The 16,150-nt window shown below is 69.4% G+C and carries 12 protein-coding genes; 10 read left to right on the top strand and 2 right to left on the bottom strand.

Features of this window, described 5'->3' with window-relative positions:
- Positions 1–54 precede the first annotated feature (54 nt).
- Positions 55–1,122, top strand: a complete 1,068-nt coding sequence (gene ada / locus EV668_RS04750; RefSeq protein ID WP_133768669.1) for a bifunctional DNA-binding transcriptional regulator/O6-methylguanine-DNA methyltransferase Ada — start codon at positions 55–57, stop codon at positions 1,120–1,122.
- Positions 1,123–1,135: 13 nt separating this feature from the next.
- Here ada and EV668_RS04745 read toward each other — a convergent pair whose 3' ends face one another.
- Entirely contained in the window at positions 1,136–2,260 is a 1,125-nt protein-coding gene (locus EV668_RS04745) for a zinc-dependent alcohol dehydrogenase family protein (protein ID WP_133768668.1), read from the bottom strand.
- A gap of 95 nt (positions 2,261–2,355) precedes the next feature.
- Here EV668_RS04745 and EV668_RS04740 point away from each other — a divergent pair, with 95 nt between their 5' ends.
- The 6 genes from EV668_RS04740 (at position 2,356) to EV668_RS04715 (ending at position 9,748) form a co-directional block, all read left to right on the top strand.
- Complete coding sequence (locus EV668_RS04740) at positions 2,356–3,588, top strand: ABC transporter substrate-binding protein (protein WP_166652343.1); 1,233 nt, start codon at positions 2,356–2,358, stop codon at positions 3,586–3,588.
- A 43-nt stretch (positions 3,589–3,631) separates the two neighbouring features.
- Positions 3,632–4,522: an NAD(P)-dependent oxidoreductase gene (locus tag EV668_RS04735; RefSeq protein ID WP_280960085.1), complete on the top strand. Its 891-nt coding sequence runs from the start codon at positions 3,632–3,634 to the stop codon at positions 4,520–4,522.
- A 255-nt stretch (positions 4,523–4,777) separates the two neighbouring features.
- Positions 4,778–5,797 carry an NADP-dependent oxidoreductase gene (locus EV668_RS04730; protein WP_133768667.1) on the top strand — a complete coding sequence of 340 codons (1,020 nt, stop codon included), beginning with the start codon at positions 4,778–4,780 and terminating at the stop codon, positions 5,795–5,797.
- 87 nt (positions 5,798–5,884) lie between these two features.
- Positions 5,885–6,250: a hypothetical protein gene (locus tag EV668_RS04725; RefSeq protein WP_133768666.1), complete on the top strand. Its 366-nt coding sequence runs from the start codon at positions 5,885–5,887 to the stop codon at positions 6,248–6,250.
- A gap of 40 nt (positions 6,251–6,290) precedes the next feature.
- Positions 6,291–7,295 (top strand): DUF1775 domain-containing protein, encoded by a 1,005-nt coding sequence (locus EV668_RS04720; protein ID WP_133768665.1) that lies wholly within the window; start codon positions 6,291–6,293, stop codon positions 7,293–7,295.
- A 176-nt stretch (positions 7,296–7,471) separates the two neighbouring features.
- Positions 7,472–9,748 (top strand): TonB-dependent receptor family protein, encoded by a 2,277-nt coding sequence (locus EV668_RS04715; RefSeq protein ID WP_245512851.1) that lies wholly within the window; start codon positions 7,472–7,474, stop codon positions 9,746–9,748.
- Positions 9,749–9,793: 45 nt separating this feature from the next.
- Here the strand turns inward: EV668_RS04715 and EV668_RS04710 are convergent, their stop codons facing one another.
- Positions 9,794–10,750 carry an alpha/beta fold hydrolase gene (locus tag EV668_RS04710; RefSeq protein ID WP_245512849.1) on the bottom strand — a complete coding sequence of 319 codons (957 nt, stop codon included), beginning with the start codon at positions 10,748–10,750 and terminating at the stop codon, positions 9,794–9,796.
- Positions 10,751–10,924: 174 nt separating this feature from the next.
- Here EV668_RS04710 and EV668_RS04705 point away from each other — a divergent pair, with 174 nt between their 5' ends.
- The 3 genes from EV668_RS04705 (at position 10,925) to EV668_RS04695 (ending at position 16,148) form a co-directional block, all read left to right on the top strand.
- Positions 10,925–12,184 (top strand): glycosyltransferase family 87 protein, encoded by a 1,260-nt coding sequence (locus EV668_RS04705; RefSeq protein WP_133768663.1) that lies wholly within the window; start codon positions 10,925–10,927, stop codon positions 12,182–12,184.
- Positions 12,185–12,226: 42 nt separating this feature from the next.
- On the top strand, positions 12,227–13,957 hold the full coding sequence (gene poxB, locus EV668_RS04700) for a ubiquinone-dependent pyruvate dehydrogenase (RefSeq protein WP_133768662.1): 1,731 nt from the start codon (positions 12,227–12,229) through the stop codon (positions 13,955–13,957).
- 142 nt (positions 13,958–14,099) lie between these two features.
- Positions 14,100–16,148 carry a protein meaA gene (locus tag EV668_RS04695; protein ID WP_133768661.1) on the top strand — a complete coding sequence of 683 codons (2,049 nt, stop codon included), beginning with the start codon at positions 14,100–14,102 and terminating at the stop codon, positions 16,146–16,148.
- The last annotated feature ends 2 nt before the right edge of the window (positions 16,149–16,150 follow it).

Here is a 16,150-nt window from a genome sequence, read left to right as displayed (position 1 = left end):
GTTCGGGGCCTTGAGCCCTCCCGTATCTCTCCCGACATGATCGAGGAGCGAGAGATGAGTGTCATGACGACCGGGGCGATCACCGACGATCCCCGCTTCGCCGCGATGCGGCGGCGCGATGCCGCCGAGGACGGGCGTTTCGTCTATGCCGTGAGGACGACCGGCGTCTATTGCCGCCCGTCCTGCGCCGCCCGTCCCGCGCGGCCCGAGAACGTCGCCTTCTTCGAGACCGGAGCCGAGGCCCGCGCGGCCGGGTTTCGTCCGTGCAAGCGCTGCCGGCCGGACGAGGACCGCTCGGACGGCCGTCGCGCGCGGATCGTCGCCCAGGCCTGCCGGACGATCCGTGAGGCCGAGGAGATGCCGAGCCTCGGCGACCTCGCGGCGGAGGCTGGGCTCAGCACCTTCCATTTCCACCGGCTGTTCAAGACGGAAACCGGGCTGACGCCCCGCGCCTACGGCGTCGCGGAGCGGGCGAAACGCGTCCGCGCCCAGCTCGAGGCCGGCAGCGGCAGCGTCACCGCCGCCATCTACGATGCCGGCTTCAACGCCTCGAGCCGCTTCTACGAGACGTCGAACGCGGTGCTGGGGATGACGCCCACGGCCTATCGGAACGGCGGCGCGGAGGCCAAGATCCTGTTCGCGATCGGCGAATGCTCGCTCGGCTCGATCCTCGTGGCGCGGAGCGACAAGGGCATCTGCTCGATCGCGATCGGAGACGATCCCGAGGCGCTCGTCCGCGAGCTTCAGGACCGCTTCCCGCGCGCCTCGCTCGTCGGCGGCGATGCGGCGTTCGAAGCCACGGTCGCGGCCGTCATCGGCTTCGTCGAAGCGCCCGGGATCGGCCTCGATCTGCCGCTCGACATCCGCGGCACGGCCTTCCAGCAGCGCGTCTGGGCGGCTCTGCGCCAGATTCCGGCGGGACAGACCTCGACCTATGCCGAGATCGCCCACCGGATCGGCGACCCGAAGGCCGTGCGGGCGGTGGCCGGAGCCTGCGCCGCGAACACGATCGCGGTCGCCATTCCCTGCCACCGCGTCGTGCGGACCGACGGCTCGCTCTCGGGCTACCGCTGGGGCGTCGAGCGCAAGCGCGACCTCCTCGCAAGGGAGGCGGGCGGCTGACGCCGCTCGCCCCTCACATCACGATGAGATGCCGGACGACCTCGCCGCGCTCGAGGCGGTCGAAGGCCTCGTTGATGCCCTCGAGCGGCCCCTTGCTCGACATCAGCTTCTCGACCGGCAGCCGGCCCTGTCGCCACAGCTCGATGAAGCGCGGGATGTCGCGGGACGGCACGCAGCTGCCCATGTAGGAGCCCTTGATCGTCCGCTCCTCGCCGACCAGCGCCACGGGCGGGAGCTGGAAGCGCGAATTCGCGTTCGCGAGGCCGGCCGTCGCCGTCGTCCCGCCGCGGCGCGTGATCTGGAAGGCGAGGTCGAAGGCAGCCGGCGCGCCCGCCATCTCGACGGCGTGGTCGACGCCGCCGCCCGTGATCGCCTTCACCTTCGCGACGATGTCCGGATCATTCGCGAGCAGCGTATCGGTCGCCCCGACCGCCTTCGCCGTCTCGAACTTGCCGGGATTGAGGTCGATGGCGACGATCCGGCTCGCGCCCGCCGCCGCCGCGCCGAGCACGGCGGAGAGCCCGACGCCGCCGAGGCCGATCACCGCGACGCTCTCGCCCATCTTCACCCGGCAGGTGTTGATGACGGTGCCGACGCCCGTCATCACGGCGCAGCCAAACAGGGCCGCCTCGACGAGATCGACGTCCTTCGTGATCTTCACGACCGAGCGCCGCGAGATGACCGAGTACTGGCCGAAGGCCGACACTCCGCTGTGATGGTTGATCTCGACGCCCTCGCAGCGGATGCGGCGCTCGCCCGAGAGAAGCGTTCCCTTCATCCCCGCAGCGTGACCCGGCTCGCAGAGCTGGCCGCGACCCTCCGAACAGGGCGCACAATGGCCGCAGACGGGCAGGAACGACATGACCACGTGGTCGCCGATCTCGAGATCGTCGACGCCCGGCCCGAGCGCCGCGACCGTCCCGGAGGCCTCGTGGCCGAGCGCGACGGGGGTGGGCCGCGGCCGATCGCCGTTGATGCCCGACAGGTCCGAATGGCAGACGCCCGCGGCGGCGATCTTGATCAGCACCTCGTCGCGGCCCGGCGGATCGAGGTCGACCTCCTCGATCGTGAGGGGTTTCGTGTCCTTGTACGGCCGCTGCACGGGCGCGTTGCGAAGGAGCGCGGATCTCGACTTCATCATGGACATCCTGACTGTCTGACAGATTGTCTTACAATATGTTGACTGGACAGAAAAGCTGTCGCATAGGGCGGCCGATTTTGGGAGTAAACGCCATGACAAGAGGTCTTCCGAGCCGCCGGCTCGTTCTGGCCGCAGCCGGTTCCGCGCTCGCGATGCCGGCCCTTCTGCGCCAAGAGGCCCGGGCCCAGGCCGGCGCGCCGGTCAAGGTCGGCGTGTTGAGCGACCTGTCGGGGCAATTGTCCGACTACAGCGGCCCGACCTGCGTCACGGCGGCCGAGATGGCAGCCGAGGACATGGGCGGGACCGTGCTCGGCCGCCCGATCCAGATCCTCGCGGCCGACCATCAGAACAAGGCCGATGTCGGAGCGAATCTCGCGCGCGGCTGGTTCGACCGGGAAGGCGTGGGCGCCATCGCCGACCTGCCCAATTCCTCCGTCGCGCTGGCCGTCCAGCACCTCGCCTCCGAGCGGGGCAAGATCACGCTTCTGTCGGGGCCGGCGAGCGGCGCGCTCATGAACGAGGCCTGTTCAAAGACAGGCTTCCTGTGGGCGCTCGACACCTATTCGAACACGGTCGGCCCCTCGCGCATCCTGATGGAGCAGGGCAAGAAGACCTGGTTCCTGATCGTCGCGGACTACGCCTACGGGCACCAGATGCGCGCCGATCTCACCAAGAGCGTCGAGAAGGCAGGCGGCAAGGTCCTCGGCGTCGCCCAGCATCCGACGGGTTCGCCCGACTTCTCGTCCTTCCTGCTCCAGGCTCAGGCCTCGGGCGCCCAGGTCATCGGCCTTCTGAACGCGGGCTCGGACACGATCAACTGCGTCAAGCAGGCGAGCGAGTTCGGCATCTCCAGCCAGCAGAAATTCTACCTCCCCGGTGCCGTCATCAGCGACGTCCACGCCCTCGGTCTCGAGCAGGCCAAAGGGCTGCTGCTGATGAACGGGTTCTACTGGGACCGGAACGACGAGAGCCGCGTCTGGTCGAAGCGCTTCTTCGACAAGACCAAGCGCATGCCCGGCCAGATCCAGGCCAGCGTCTATTCCTCGGTCCTGCACTATCTGCGCGCCATGAAGGAGGCGAAGAGCGAGGACGGCCGCGTCGTCGCCGAGGCGATGCGTGGCATGCGGGTGAACGACGTCTTCACGAAGGACGGCGTGATCCGTCCCGACGGGCGCCTCGTGCACGACTTCTACATCGTCGAGGTGAAGAGCCCGGCCGAGTCGAAGTATCCGTGGGACTATTACAAGCCGGTGGGCGAGATCGCGGGCGCGGAGGCCATGCAGCCGCTCTCCGAAACGCGCTGCCCGTATCTGAAGAAGACCTGAGGGCTTCCTCTCCCTCTCCGCCCCCCATCGCAGGACGCAGCCAGTGACGATCGACAAGACCTCCCGCATCGCCTTCCTCGGCCTCGGCAAGATGGGCGTTCCCATGGCTGCCCGGCTCATCGAGGCCGGCTACACGGTCGTCGGGTTCGACCCGTTCGAAGCGGCGCGCGAGGCGCATCGCGGCAATGCCGGCGCCGTCGCCGCGAGCGCGGCGGAGGCGGCTGATGGGGCCGCGGTCCTCATCACGATGCTGCCGGACGGCAAGGCCGTCCGCGCGGTCCTCGTCGGCGAGGGCGGCATCGCAGGACGTCTCGCGCCGGGCGCGGTCGTCATCGACATGAGTTCCTCGGCACCGGTCGGCACGCGCGACCTCGCCGAGGACCTGAAGGGGCAGGGGATCGACCTCATCGACGCGCCGGTCTCGGGGGGCGTCAAGCGCGCGGTCGACGGCTCTCTCGCCATCATGGCCGGCGGCGACAAGACGGTGATCGCGAAGGTGCGCCCGCTCCTCGACCAGATGGGCAAGGCGATCTTCGAGACGGGGCCGATCGGCTCCGGGCACGCCATGAAGGCGCTGAACAACTACGTCTCCGCCGCCGGCCTCACCGCCGCCTGCGAGGCGCTTCAGGTCGGCAAGGGGTTCGGCCTCGATCCGGAGCTGATGACCGACATCCTCAACGTCTCGACCGGCCGCAACAACTCGACCGAGGTGAAGCTGAAGCCTTTCGTGATCCCGCAGAGCTACACCTCCGGCTTCTCGATGGGCCTGATGGCGAAGGACCTCCGCACCGCGGACGATCTCGCCCGCCATCTCGGCGTGCCCGCGCCCTTCTCGAAGGCGACGAGCGACCTCTGGACGGAAGCGACCGACGCCCTTGGCCCTCAGGCCGACCACACCGCGATCGACGCCTACGTCGCCAAGCCGAAGAGCTGACCCGACACCCGTCCCCGCCGGTGCGGGGACGGGCGAGGTCCGAGCGCTGCCGGCGCTTTCATCGGATCGGCGGCTCGCAGCGAACGCGCATGCGAGCCCGCCTTGGCGCACCGATGGACATTCGACCCCTCGAATGCTCTTCTCGGCGTCCAACGACGATCCGTCCCGCTCCTGTCGCGGTCGCGCCGATGCCGGCCGCAGCGGTCGCCGGGACATGGAAGGCCGCACCGGAAACCGGCCTCAGCAGGGAACGCCATGTCAGACGCCGAGAACCGCCGAATCGTGCTCGCAAGCCGCCCGCACGGCGAACCCGTGGCGGAGAATTTCCGCCTCGAAACCGCTCCCGTCCCCTCCCCTTCCGAGGGTCAGGTCCTGGCACGGACCTTGTGGCTGTCTCTCGACCCCTACATGCGCGGGCGCATGAATGCCGGGAAATCCTACGCGAAGCCGGTCGAGATCGGGGACGTGATGGAGGGCGGCGCGGTCGGAGAGGTGATCTCGTCCACGAGCGACCGCTTCAAGCCGGGCGACATCGTGCTCGGCCATTGGGGCTGGCAGGAATACGGCCTCGCGGATGCGAGCCTTCTGCGCAAGGTCGATCCGGCCGAAGCGCCGATCCAGACCGCGCTCGGCGTCCTCGGCATGCCGGGCATGACGGCCTATACCGGCCTTCTCAATATCGGCCAGCCCAAGGAGGGCGAGACGCTGGTCGTGGCCGCCGCCACCGGCCCCGTCGGAGCGACGGTCGGGCAGATCGCCAAGATCAAGGGCTGCCGAACGGTCGGGATCGCGGGCGGCCCCGAGAAATGCCGGGCCCTGATCGAGGAATTCGGCTTCGACGTCGCCGTCGACCACCGCGCTCCGGACTTTCCCGAACAGCTCAAGGCCGCCTGCCCCGACGGCATCGACATCTATTTCGAGAATGTCGGCGGGGACGTCTGGACGGCCGTCTTCCCGCTCCTGAACGACTTCGCGCGCATCCCGGTCTGCGGCCGCGTCGCGAACTATTCCGACACCGAACTGCCTCCGGGCCCGGACCGGACCCCGCAGCTCTTCGGCGCGATCCTGACGAAGCGGTTCCGCATCCAGGGCTTCATCGTGCGGGACTTCGCCTCCCAGGCGAAGGACTTCTACCGGGAGGCCGGAGCCTGGATCCGCGAGGGCCGGATCAAGTACCGGGAGGACGTGGTCGAAGGTCTCGAGAACGCACCCGAGGCGTTCATGGGACTTCTCAAGGGCCGCAACTTCGGCAAGCTGCTGGTGAAGGTGCGATAGCGGCACCACTGCGTCATCGGCGCCACGGCCCGTCAATCTCGCTCCGGCGCGATTGACGGAACCGTCCGTCCGGATCAAACCCAAGCCATGTCCAGCCGGAGCAGCCTGTCCAGGGGAGCGCGCGCGACGATCGCCGTCATCGCGCTCTATGGGCTCGTGCTGCAGGCCTTCCTGACGGGATTCGTCCCGATCGGAGGCGCCGACGCTCATGGCTTCGCCGAGCTTTGCGCGCCCGTGCAGGATGCGGGCGAGAGCCCGGCCAAGCAGCCGCACCAAGCCTGCTGCACGCTGGCCTGTTCCCCGCTCGCCGCGCCCGTGCCCGAAGCCTCGGCGGCGCCGGCCGCGTGGTCGCATCGCCAGGCGGTCGCCGTCTCCTTCCCGGCCTCCGCGCCCCCTCCGGCCCGCGGGCCGCCCGTCCACGCTCATGCTCCGCGAGGTCCCCCGGCCGCGTGATCGACCGCCCTTTCGATCACTCCTGTCGGGATTTCACCTCATGTCACGTTCCCTGTTCGGCAGCGCCGTCGCGGCCGCCGCCCTCGCCTGCATCTCCTCGGCCTCCGCCCACGTCTTCCTCGACAGGCCCGAGGCTCCCGCCCGATCGCAATATCGCGCGGTGCTTCAGGTCCCGCATGGCTGCAAGGGCTCTCCCACGATCTCCGTCCGCGTGACCGTGCCCGAGGGCATGGTCGGCGCGAAGCCCATGGCCAAACCCGGCTGGTCGATCGAGACCATCCGGCGTCCCTATGCCAAGCCCTATGCGGGCCCGCATGGCACGCTGACCGAAGGCGTCCGCGAGATCGTCTGGAGCGGCGGAAAGCTCTCGGCGGACACCTTCGACGAGTTCACCTTCTCGGCCCGCCTCTCGGACGATCTGAAGCCGGGCGAGACGGTCCATGTCCCCGTCGAGCAGACCTGCGAGACCGGGGCGCATCGCTGGGTCCAGATCCCGGCGGCCGGCCAATCGGCCCATGACCTCGCCGAGCCCGCGCCGGCCCTGCGCATCGTCGAGGCGCAGGCGCGCGCTCCCGCCGCGACCTCGGCCAAGACCTCGGCCGCGACGACGATCCGGGCCGGCGACCTCGTCATCGAGCGGCCGTGGCTGCGGGCGACGCCCGGCGGTGCGCGCGTCGCCGGCGGCTATGTCCGCATCACCAATGCCGGCAAGGCGCCGGACCGCCTCGTCGGCACCTCCATCCCGCTCGCCGAACGCGGCGAGTTGCACGAGATGAAGACCGAGGCGGGCGTCATGAAGATGCGCGAGATCGAGGGCGGCCTCGTCCTCGCTCCCGGCGAGACGGTCGAACTCAAGCCCGGCGGCAACCACCTCATGTTCATGGGGCTGAAGGGCGGCCTAAGCCAGGGCCAGAGCGTGAAGGGGACGCTCGTCTTCGAGAAGGCCGGCACCGTCGAGGTCGTCTTCGAGGTCGGCGCCCTCGGCGCGCGCTCCCCGGATGCGGGTGCGGCCGGCAAGGCCGGCGGCGGCCACCACCACCACTGATCCGCTCCGGCCCGCGAGGCGGGCCGGTTCACCCCCATCGCCCGCGCTCCCGGCGCGGGCCCTCCCTCATTGCGGCCGCGCGGTCGCGAGCGCCCTCTCGCGCAGCGCCGGCCGCGCGCGGGCCGCCCCCTGGAGAAGCGCCACGGCGAGCGCGGCACCGCTTCCGGAGTTCCATCATGTCCCGTCGTTCGAGGACGATCCGTCCCGTCCTGATGTCCCTTCCTGCCCTCCTCCTCGCGGGCACCGGCCTGGCGCAGCAGCCGCCCCCCGCCGGCGGCAACATCCTGCCTCCCGTGACGGTCCAGGCGCCGCGGCAAGCCGTCCGGAGCGCGCGGCCCGCTGCGCGCGCAGTCGCGCCGAGGCGGCAGGCCCGCCTGCCGGCCCGGAACCGGCGCGCGGCGTCCCGTCAGGCGGATGCGCCTGCGCCGTCCGCGCAGGCCGGGCCGTCGCCCGTGGCCGTCCCCGGCCTCGATCCGTCCGCCGGCCCGAACACGGGAGGTTCGCCGACGGCACCCTCCGTCCAGGCACAGCGCGCGAGCGTTCTCGCCATCCCCGGCGCCGTCTCCTTCATCGATGCGACCTCGTTCCAGAACCGCTACACCAACAGCCTGCCCGACATCCTCAAGGAGCAGCCGGGCGTCTGGGCGCAGACGCGCTATGGGCAGGAGATCCGGCTCTCGATCCGCGGCTCCGGCCTCGGCCGCGCCTTCCACCTGCGCGGCGTCGAGCTGCTTCAGGACGGCATCCCGCTCAACTTCGCCGACGGATCGGGCGACTTCTACGGCATCGACCCGCTGTCGCTGCGCTCGCTCGAGATCTATCGCGGCGGCAACGCCCTCGCCTTCGGCGCGACCACCCTCGGCGGCGCAATCAACGCGGTGACGCCCACGGCCCACAACGCGATCGCGCCCAACATGGTCCGGATCGAGGGCGGCTCGTTCGGAGCGCTTCGGACGAACGTCCAGGCGTCGCGCATCGAGGGCGCCGCGGACGGGCTCATCAGCGCGACCTATTCCCATCAGGACGGCTTCCGACGCCACCAGGCGCAGGACTATCTCCAGCTCAACGGGAATGTCGGCTACCGCTTCGCCCCGGGCGCCGAGACCCGGTTCTATTTCGGCTACAACCGCACCGATCAGAAGCTGCCGGGCACGCTCGACCTCTTCCAGGCCCTGACCTTCCCCGAACGCGCGTCCTCGACCACCATCTCGGGCAACCAGAAGCGCGACGTCACGATGGCGCGCATCGCGAACCGCACGACGTTCGAGTTCGAGGCCGGCCGGTTCGACCTCGACAGCTGGCTGATCCACAAGCGGCTGTACCACCCGATCTTCCAGGTGATCGACCAGGATGGCCTGACCTACGGCATCGCGCCGCGCTGGACGAGCAGCTTCGACATCGCCGGCCACCGCAACGACTTCCTCGTCGGCGGGCGCGCCTATGCGGGCGAGAACGCGGCTCGGCAATACGTCAACATCTCCGGGCAGACGGGCGCGCTGACCGCCAGCGCCCGCCAGCATGCCCGGAACCTCGAAGCCTTCGTCGACAACCGCTTCTGGCTTAACCCGCAACTCGCGCTCGCCACCGGAGCGAAATGGCTCCGTCACGACCGGGACCTGACGAACCTGTTCACCGTCCCGGCTCAGAGGGCCGACCGGACCTACCAGGGCTTCAATCCGAAGATCGGCGTCCTCTGGCAGCCGACCCCCGACATCCAGGCCTTCGCGAACCTCACCCGCTCGCGCGACGTGCCGGATTTCAGCGACCTCGCCCAATCGAACAACTACCAGCTGATGTTCGTGCCGCTCGAGGCGCAGAAGGCTTGGACGGCGGAGATCGGCACGCGCGGACGCTGGGACCGCCTGCGCTGGGACGTCACCTTCTATCACTCGACGATCCGGGACGAGTTGCTGACCTATTCGCGCACCGGCAACGGGAGCGTACCGGCGACGACCTTCAACGCCCCGCGGACCTCGCGCACGGGCATCGAACTCGCGGCTTCCTATGATCTCGTCCGCGACGTCTCGGGGCCCGGAGCGGGCGATACGATCAGCATCAGCCAGATCTGGACCATGACCGACGCGCGGTTCGTGGGCGACGCCGCCTACGGCAACAACCGCATCGCGGGCCTGCCGCCTCACGTTCTGCGTACGATCCTCGCCTATCGGCGCCCTGACGGCTTCTATGTCGCGCCGACGCTCGACTGGGTCCCGGTCGGCGCCTTTGCCGACCACGCCAATGCCCTGAAGGTTCCGGGCTACACCTTGATCGGCCTTCAGGCCGGGATGGATTTCGGCAACGGCCTCTCGGTCTATGTCGACGCCCGCAACCTCGCCAACCGGCGCTACATCAGCGATCTCGGACCGGTGACGAACGCGGTGACGACGCCGGCCGCGAACTTCTATCCCGGCGAAGGCCGGTCCGTCTTCGCCGGGCTGCGCTACGTCTACTGACGGGCGCCGGGGGCATGCGGGCGGGGCGGCCGGCCCGCATGCCGTTCACGCGAGGAAGGTCTCGACCGCCTTGGCGAAGGGGTCCGGCGCCTCCTCGGCGACGAAATGGCCGCAATCGTCGATGATGACGCTCGTCAGCGAGGGCGCCTCCGCGCGCAGGGAATCGGCCAGCCGCGATCCCCCCGATTGTCGCCCGGCAACCGCCATCACGGGCATCGGCAGCCTGCGCCCACGGAGCTCGGCGGCCAGAGGCGCGTCCTCGCGGAGCGCCCGATAATAGTTGAAGCCGGCCGTCATCCGGCCCGGCTGCGCATAATGCGCGGCGAAGACCGTGATGGCATCTTCCCCGATCGCGTCCTTTCTGTGTGACCAGGCTCTGATCTGCGCCGCGATGTAATCCCGCTCCCGGCCCTTCGTGAGCATCTCGGGAAAGTCCGGCGCCATGTGGAAGCCGTAATGCCAGGCGCCCCCGCGCAGGGCGTCCATGTTCTCCGTTCCCGGCAGCAGGCAATCCACGAGGACGAGTTTCGAGACCACCCCCGGATGGAGATGCGCGAGGATGTAGGCCGCCTTGCCGCCCATGTCGTGGCCGACCACATGGGCTTGCGGAACGCCCAGATGCCCGATCAGCGCGCGGATATCCTCGGCGATCGTGCGCTTGTCATAGCCGGACGGCGTCACCTCCGAGAGCCCCGTCCCCCGCAAGTCGGCAGCGACGACGCGGAACCGGCGGGCCAGCCGTTCGATCTGACCGTGCCAGGCGAACCATGTCTGCGGCCAGCCGTGCAGGAGGATGACCGTCGGTCCCTGTCCCGCGACGACGTAATGCATCCGGATGCCGTTGACGGTTGCGAACCGGCTTTCCGCTCCGGTCGGCAGAGGCGGATCGGCGGGCGGAGGCAGCCGGGAATCCCGCTCGGCCATCGCTTCACCAGCCGCGACCAACGCGACGCCGGCCAAGACCGATTGCGCCGCCCCCCGTCCGAACAACCGACGATCCATCATGCACCGACGAGCCTCCAACGACGGAACTCTGGCATACGGATCGGCGACCCGGTGCGCGACTTCGCACGTGCTGCATCGAATTCCGACACGAGGCAGAGCGGCGGCGATGATCGGGCCAAGACTATCCGATCGCCGCAAGCGCCCATTAACGGCGCTCCGGTAAGGGGCGGTATGGCCGGCCCTCTCTCCCTCGCCTCGGGCGCGTCATCCCCGACCGCGCGCCCGACCGTGCGTCCGAGCATCGGCGACCGCCTTCGCGGGATCGACTGGTTCTTCGTCGGCGCATCGGTCATCGTCGCGATCTGGGCCCTCTGGCTCTTCGTCCTCGCTCAGCACGATTGGCTCGCCGGCGAGGTGCGCAATCACGTCTCGACCGATTTCGCCGCCTTCTGGTCGGCCGGCCGCATGGTTGTCTCGGGCGAGGCGGCCTTCGTCTACGATCAGGCGCGGCAGGGCGCCGTGGTGCGGGAGGCGCTCGGACCGGTGGCGCGCGCCCACGAATACCTGAACCCTCCGCCCTTCCTCTTCGTCGTCGCGCCGCTCGGTCTCCTCGGCTACGTCGCGGCGAAGGTCGCCTGGCTCGCGGCGACGCTCGCGGCCTTCCTCGTCGTCGCCCGCCGCATCGAGCCGCATCCGCGGATCGTGCTTGCCGCCCTCGCCGTGCCCGTGGTCTTCCTCAACGTCGTTTCCGGGCAGAACGGCCTCCTCACGGCCGCGATCGTCGGGGCGGCGCTGGTCTTGCTCCCGGCGCGGCCATGGCTCGGCGGTATCCTGATCGGCGCGCTCGTCATCAAGCCGCAGCTCGCGGTGCTCTTCCCGTTCCTCCTCGCCGCGAGCGGGAACTGGCGCGCCTTCGCCGGCGCGGCCCTCTCCGCCTCGGCGCTGATGCTGGCCTCGCTCCTCGCCTTCGGGCCCGAGACCTGGGCAGGCTTCCTGCACTCCTTCGCCGAGGCGGGCGGGACCGTGCTCGGCGATGGCCGCACCGGCTGGGGCAAGGTGCAGAGCCTGTTCGGCGTGCTGCGCCATCTCGATGTCGCGCCCGCTCTCGCCTGGTCGATCCAGGCCGCATGGGGCGTCGCCATCGCGATCCTCGCCTGCCTCGCCTGGGCACGGCCGCTGCCGAGCGACCTGAAGGCGGCCGTCGCGGCCGTCGCGATCGTGCTCGTCCAGCCCTATGTCTTCATCTACGACGAGGCGATGCTCGCGGTCGCGATGGCGTTCTGGTGGCGCCTCGCCAGGGCCGAAGGCGCCGGACGGGGCGAGATCGCCCTCCTCCTCCTCGCCATGCTGTGCCTCATCGCCACGATGATGACGCGCGCCCATCTCGGCTACGCCGCCGCACTTCTCGTCGGCGCTGTCGTCGCGGGCAGGCTGGTCGTCGCGTGGCCCGATCGGACAAGCGCCTCGACTTCGGCCCGCCCGTCATCATAGCGTGAGGACCGTCGGCCATCCTCGCGCCGCGAAGGAGCCCTCATGTCCGAAACCGTTGCCGATGTCGTCCTTGCCACCCTGCGCGCGGCGGGCGTCTCGCGCATCTTCGGCGTCGTCGGGGACAGCCTGAACGGACTGACGGATTCGCTCCGCCGCGACGGCTCGATCCGCTGGGTCCATACGCGTCACGAAGAGGTCGCCGCCTTCGCGGCCGGGGCCGAGGCCCAGCTCACCGGTCGGCTCGCCGTCTGTGCCGGAAGCTGCGGGCCGGGCAATCTCCATCTGATCAACGGCCTCTACGACTGCCATCGCTCGGGCGCCCCGGTCCTCGCGATCGCGGCCCACATCCCGAGCGCCGAGATCGGGCGCGGCTATTTCCAGGAGACGAACCCGGTCGCCCTGTTTCAGGAATGCAGCCATTTCTGCCAGGCGATCACCCATGTGGAGCAGATGCCGGGCGTGCTCGAAGCCGCCATCCGCACGGCGATCGGGCGGGGCGGCGTCTCCGTCATCGTGCTCTCGGGCGATGTCGCTCTGAGCGCGATCAAGGGCGCGGCAATCTCCGATCCCGCCTCCTTCGATCTCGGACGCCCCATCGTGCGGCCGGCCGATCACGACCTCGACCGCCTCGCCGAACTGCTCGACGACGGCTCTGCCGTGACCATCCTCGCCGGGCGAGGCTGCGCGGGCGCCCATGCCGAGCTGCTGGAACTCGCCGAGGTGCTCAAAGCACCGATCGTGCACGCGCTCGGCGGCAAGGAATTCGTCGAGCACGACAACCCCTACGACGTCGGCATGACGGGCCTCATCGGCTTCTCGTCCGGCTATCGCGCCATGCTGTCCTGCGACACGCTGCTGATGCTGGGCACCGACTTCCCCTACCGGCAATTCTACCCGGCCAAGGCCAAGGTGGCGCAGATCGACATTCGGCCGGAGCATCTCGGGCGCCGGACGCGGCTCGATCTCGGCCTCGTCGGCGATGTGAAGACGACCCTCTCCGCCCTCGTCCCGATGCTCGAGCCCAAGGACGACCGCAAGCATCTCGACACCAGCCTCGCCCATTACCGCGAAGCGCGGAAGGGCCTCGACGCCCTCGCGACGGGCGAGTCCGATCGCAAGATCGTGCATCCTCAGCACCTCTTCCGGCTCGTCAGCGAGCGAGCGGCCGACGATGCCGTGATGGCCTTCGACGTCGGCACGCCGACGGTCTGGGCCGCGCGCTACCTGCGGATGAACGGCCGGCGCCGCCTCCTCGGCTCGCTCGTCCACGGCTCGATGGCGAACGCCATGGCGCAGGCCATCGGCGCGCAGGCCGCCTTCCCCGGCCGGCAGGTGATCAGCCTGTCCGGCGACGGCGGCTTCGCCATGCTGATGGGCGACCTCCTGACGCTCGTCCAGGAGAAGTTGCCGGTGAAGGTGATCGTCCTGAACAACGGCTCGCTCGGCTTCGTCGCGCTCGAGATGAAGGCGGCCGGCTTCCTCGAGATCGGGACGGACCTGCAGAATCCCGATTTCGCGGCCGTGGCGCGGGCAGCCGGTCTCCATGCGATCCGGGTCGATGATCCGAGCGATCTCGACGAAGCCCTGCGAGACATCCTGGCGAGCGATGGCCCCGCGCTGCTCGACGTCGTCTCGAACCCGCAGGAACTCGCGATGCCGCCTTCCATCACCCTCGAACAGGCCAAGGGCTTCAGCCTCTGGGCGCTGAAGACGGTGATGAGCGGCCGCGGCGACGAGTTGCTCGACCTCGCGAAGAGCAACCTGCTGCGGTGATCCGATCTCCGCTCGTCCCGGCGAAAGCCGGGACGAGCGGAGGGGCCGGGCATCGCGCCATCTCATCCAAAAGGCCGGGTTTTCGCTCGACGGGTTTCGTGCCGCAATGCACAATGTCCGGGTCGAAACCCGACGGAGAGCCATGATGGATCCCGCCCAGCGCGAACGCGACAAGCCGTGGCTGTTCCGCACCTATGCAGGCCATTCGACAGCGACGGAATCGAACGCCCTCTACCGCTCGAACCTCGCGCGCGGACAGACCGGCCTCTCCGTCGCCTTCGACCTGCCGACGCAGACGGGCTACGACCCCGACCACGAACTCGCGCGCGGCGAAGTCGGCAAGGTCGGCGTCTCGATCGCCCATCTCGGCGACATGCGGGCCTTGTTCGACCAGATCCCGCTCGCCACCATGAACACGTCGATGACGATCAACGCGCCGGCGGCGTGGCTGCTCGCGCTCTACGTCGCCGTGGCGGAGGAGCAGGGCGCGGATCGCCGGGCTCTCCAGGGCACGACGCAGAACGACATCATCAAGGAGTATCTCTCGCGCGGGACCTACGTCTTCCCGCCCGCGCCCTCCATGCGGCTCATCAAGGACACGATCCTGTTCACGACGGCCGAGATGCCGAAGTGGAACCCGATGAACGTCTGCTCCTACCACCTGCAGGAGGCGGGAGCGACGCCGGTCCAGGAGCTCGCCTTCGCGCTCGCGACAGCGGTCGCGGTGCTCGACACGGTGAAAGCCTCCGGCGAGGTGGACGACGAGGTCTTCGCCAACGCCGTCTCGCGCATCTCGTTCTTCGTCAATGCGGGCCTGCGCTTCGTGACCGAGATCGCGAAGATGCGCGCCTTCAGCGAACTTTGGGACGAGATCACGCGCGACCGCTACGGCGTCGCGGACCCGAAGAAGCGCCTCTTCCGCTACGGCGTGCAGGTGAACTCCCTCGGCCTCACCGAGCAGCAACCCGAGAACAACGTCCACCGCATCCTGATCGAGATGCTGGCCGTCACGCTCTCGAAGAAGGCGCGGGCGCGCGCCGTGCAGCTTCCGGCCTGGAACGAGGCCCTCGGCCTGCCGCGCTCCTGGGACCAGCAATGGTCTTTGCGCATGCAGCAGATCCTCGCCTACGAAACCGACCTCCTCGAACACGAGGACCTGTTCGACGGTTCGGTCGTGATGGAGCGGAAGGTCGAGGCGCTAAAGGAGGCCGCGCGCGCCGAACTCGCGCGGATCGACAGCGAGGGCGGCGCGATCTCGGCCGTCGAATCCGGCAGCCTCAAGCGGGCGCTGGTCGAATCGAACGCCCGCCGCATCGCCAAGGTCGAAACCGGCGAACAGATCGTCGTCGGGGTGAACCGCTTCACCGAGGCCGAATCCTCCCCTCTCACGGCCGGCGACGGCATCTTCCTGTCGGTGCCCGAGACGGTTGAGATGGACGCCGTCGCGAGGATCCGGGCCTGGCGCTCGGCGCGGGATGCGGGTGCGGTCGAAGCCGCCCTCGCAGAGCTCGAAGCCGCCGCGCGCGAGGACCGCAACATCATGCCGGCCTCGATCGCCGCCGCGAAAGTGGGCGTGACGACCGGCGAATGGGGCGAGACCCTTCGCCGGGTCTTCGGCCAGTATCGCGCCCCGACCGGGGTGACGATCGAAACCATCACGGCGCCCGCAACCGACGAGGTCCGGCTCATGGTGGCCGAACTCGCCGAGAAGCTCGACGCCACCCCGCGCGTCCTCGTCGGCAAACCCGGCCTCGACGGCCACTCCAACGGCGCCGAGCAGATCGCGCTCCGTGCCCGCGATGTCGGCATGGATGTGACCTATGACGGCATCCGCCAGACGCCGTCCGAGATCGTGGCCAAGGCCCGCCAGACGGAGACGCACCTGATCGGGCTTTCGATCCTCTCGGGCTCGCATGTGCCGCTGGTGCGGGAGGTGATGTCGCGGCTGCGCGTCGAAGGCCTCGACCACATCCCCGTCGTCGTCGGCGGCATCATCTCGGCCGAGGACGAGAACGTCCTCAAGAACATGGGCGTGACGGCCGTCTACACGCCGAAGGACTACGTGCTCGACGACATCATGAAAGGCATGGTCGGCGTCATCGACAGAGCGCGGATTCGGCGCCAAGATGCGCCGCCCGCATCGGTCGCCCGTCCCGAACCGGAATGGCGCACCGCAGGCGGCTCGCACTGATC

Origin of the sequence: Enterovirga rhinocerotis (genome assembly GCF_004363955.1) — a bacterium.
In the GTDB taxonomy this organism is placed as follows: Bacteria; Pseudomonadota; Alphaproteobacteria; order Rhizobiales; family Beijerinckiaceae; genus Enterovirga; species Enterovirga rhinocerotis.
Note: the sequence above shows the minus strand (reverse complement) of the source record. Positions and strands in the feature narration are given on the sequence as shown.

Bases quoted from the DNA above. Each gene is read 5' to 3' on its own strand.
- poxB (WP_133768662.1), top strand. From the start codon at position 12,227: ATGTCCGAAACCGTTGCCGATGTCGTCCTTGCCACCCTGCGCGCGGCG.
- EV668_RS04740 (WP_166652343.1), top strand. From the start codon at position 2,356: ATGACAAGAGGTCTTCCGAGCCGCCGGCTCGTTCTGGCCGCAGCCGGT.
- ada (WP_133768669.1), top strand. From the start codon at position 55: ATGAGTGTCATGACGACCGGGGCGATCACCGACGATCCCCGCTTCGCC.
- EV668_RS04720 (WP_133768665.1), top strand. From the start codon at position 6,291: ATGTCACGTTCCCTGTTCGGCAGCGCCGTCGCGGCCGCCGCCCTCGCC.
- EV668_RS04725 (WP_133768666.1), top strand. From the start codon at position 5,885: ATGTCCAGCCGGAGCAGCCTGTCCAGGGGAGCGCGCGCGACGATCGCC.
- EV668_RS04715 (WP_245512851.1), top strand. From the start codon at position 7,472: ATGTCCCGTCGTTCGAGGACGATCCGTCCCGTCCTGATGTCCCTTCCT.
- EV668_RS04745 (WP_133768668.1), bottom strand. From the start codon at position 2,260: ATGAAGTCGAGATCCGCGCTCCTTCGCAACGCGCCCGTGCAGCGGCCG.
- EV668_RS04695 (WP_133768661.1), top strand. From the start codon at position 14,100: ATGATGGATCCCGCCCAGCGCGAACGCGACAAGCCGTGGCTGTTCCGC.
- EV668_RS04710 (WP_245512849.1), bottom strand. From the start codon at position 10,750: ATGGATCGTCGGTTGTTCGGACGGGGGGCGGCGCAATCGGTCTTGGCC.
- EV668_RS04730 (WP_133768667.1), top strand. From the start codon at position 4,778: ATGTCAGACGCCGAGAACCGCCGAATCGTGCTCGCAAGCCGCCCGCAC.
- EV668_RS04705 (WP_133768663.1), top strand. From the start codon at position 10,925: ATGGCCGGCCCTCTCTCCCTCGCCTCGGGCGCGTCATCCCCGACCGCG.